At 60.0% G+C, this 2,075-nt stretch carries 3 protein-coding genes; all 3 read right to left on the bottom strand.

Annotated elements, in window-relative coordinates; translation table 11 throughout:
• Positions 1 to 380 (bottom strand): hypothetical protein (locus tag QZY07_RS04860; RefSeq protein WP_295400250.1); only part of this gene is annotated, 380 nt, incomplete at its 3' end.
• A gap of 267 nt (positions 381 to 647) precedes the next feature.
• Complete coding sequence (locus QZY07_RS04855) at positions 648 to 1,538, bottom strand: ISAs1 family transposase (RefSeq protein ID WP_295400248.1); 891 nt, start codon at positions 1,536 to 1,538, stop codon at positions 648 to 650.
• 133 nt (positions 1,539 to 1,671) lie between these two features.
• Positions 1,672 to 1,830, bottom strand: coding sequence for a transposase family protein (locus tag QZY07_RS04850; RefSeq protein ID WP_295400246.1), 159 nt, complete (start codon positions 1,828 to 1,830; stop codon positions 1,672 to 1,674).
• Between the last annotated feature and the right edge of the window lie 245 nt (positions 1,831 to 2,075).

Here is a 2,075-nt window from a genome sequence, read left to right as displayed (position 1 = left end):
TTGATGACACGCCCTAGGAACTGGCCATCAATTGTTTCCCGATTTTTGTTTAACCAGTATGCTTCAGCATCAGTGAAAAACATGCTGAGGACGTCACGTTGGCGGCGGTTGAGCTGATCCTGTCGGAACCCGTGGAAGCCCACGTCAAGCTGGTCTGTGGGCAACTCAATGAGAAACATCGACGATGGGTGGCCGGGCTGCTCTCTGCGGTGGTTGGGTATGGCGGCACGAAGTGGGTCGCCGAGTTGGCCGGCTTGGATCCGAAAACCATCCGGCAAGGTCGCCTTGATCTCCAGGCGGGGCTGGCGGACTGTCCCAGTGAGCGGGTACGCCGCGCGGGTGCTGGACGCCCCCGCTAAAAAACAGACGGGAGGCTGCAAGCTGATCTCCTGGCATTGGTTGAGCCGGAGACGGGAGGCGACCCGGAGGGACGGGCCAAATATACGCGCCGCAGCTTGCGCAGTCTGGCGAAGCGGTTGGGTCGCGGCCAGGGCAATCGCATCATGTTTCGCTAATATTCGAGGTGCCTGATGCAGGTGTTTTCGTCTTTGGTTCTGGCGCTTCGAAGAGTAACTTCGTCAGATAGCGTTCATCCCACCCGGCTTTCAGGCGTTTGTTCTGGATCCCGAGCTTGGCGGGATCATTTTTCAGTCGGGTGAGGGCGATGTGGCGCAGCACCGCCAGGTTTTCGCGGGCCGTGGTCTCACGCACCCGGCACTCATCCTCCCAAAGGCGACATCCAGGCTCCAATGCAGAGCGTTCTCCACACCCCAGTGATCCCTGACCGCCTGCGCGAACGTGGCGACATCCGTGTGGATGCTGCCAATGAAGAAACGTGTTTCACAGGAGGTCTTGTCACCAACCGTGCGCTGCGACTCCACCATGCCGATCATGTTCATGCCCTCCCACAGGGCGCTGCGTGGAACGCCAGACAGGTCGCCCAGCGTGCGATACCGACGGATCTCGCGACGCCCATGCCCCTGGTCGCGGGTCTCCAGCACCTGCGAGTCGCAACCCACGTACTCTTTGGCATCAGCATCGATGAACGCCTCTTCCACCTGCGTGGCCAAGGTCCCCTGATTGCCTTTGAGCGCCAAGACGTCGTCACCGCCCTGCGCGATGATCTGTTCGGCGATCTTGGTCTGACAGCCCATGGCATCGATGGTCACGATGCACCCCTTGATGTTCAGCAACTCCAGCAACTGTGGAATCGCCGTGATCTCGTTGGACTTGGCGTCGGTCGCCACCTGGCCGAGCACCACCCGATTGGCACTGGCCCAGGCGCTGACCAGATGCAAGGCGGCCAAGCCCTTGCCGCGGGCGTGCGAGCGGCGCAGGGTCTTGCCGTCGATGGCAATGATCTCGGCTGGAATGACCTGACGAATCGACGCCACCCAGGCACGAAAACACCGTTCGAACGCCTCCGGTGCCAGCAACGAAAATACCCGTCCAAACGTGTCATGCGCCGGAATCCCGTGGGGCAGTTCCAGGAACTGGCCAAACCAGTCGCGTTTCGTGCGGCCAAACTCCGCGATCACTACCCAGCCATCGGCCCACTGCCATTAAGTTAAGGATTTTCCGTTCGCCCTGAGCCTGTCGAAGGGTGGACGGAAAATCCTAAGCCTCTGAGCGTTAAGCCGTTCATGGTTCGACAAGCTCACCACGAACGGCTTAACTTAATGGCAGTGAGCCATCGGCCCCGCACAGCACCGCCGCGATCGCGATGACGATCATGTCGATCAAATTGTGACGGCACTGGATCTCACCGCGCGGGTCTTCCAGCACCGCGAAATGGCCAGCCAGCGATCCAGGGTCAGGGTTGCTTCGCACATGGTCGCGACTCCAGCAAACAATGGGCCGCGAAGGATGGCGAATTCCGCAGAGTCCGTCCAACAGTATCAGCTAATAATTTGATGCGATTGCCCTGGGGCAGATACCCATAAGCGCCAACTTAACCGCACCGTTGACGCACTTGTGAGTTCATCATCTGCATGACCCTGGCCGGAACGGTTTGCAAGCGACGGCGGCGCGGACGTTCCTTGAGCACGTCGAGGCAGGCGTCCCAGTGTTCGTCT

The sequence above is a fragment of the uncultured Thiocystis sp. genome (assembly GCF_903866365.1).
GTDB lineage: Bacteria > Pseudomonadota > Gammaproteobacteria > Chromatiales > Chromatiaceae > Chromatium.
This window is presented reverse-complemented; position numbering and strand designations above follow the sequence as displayed.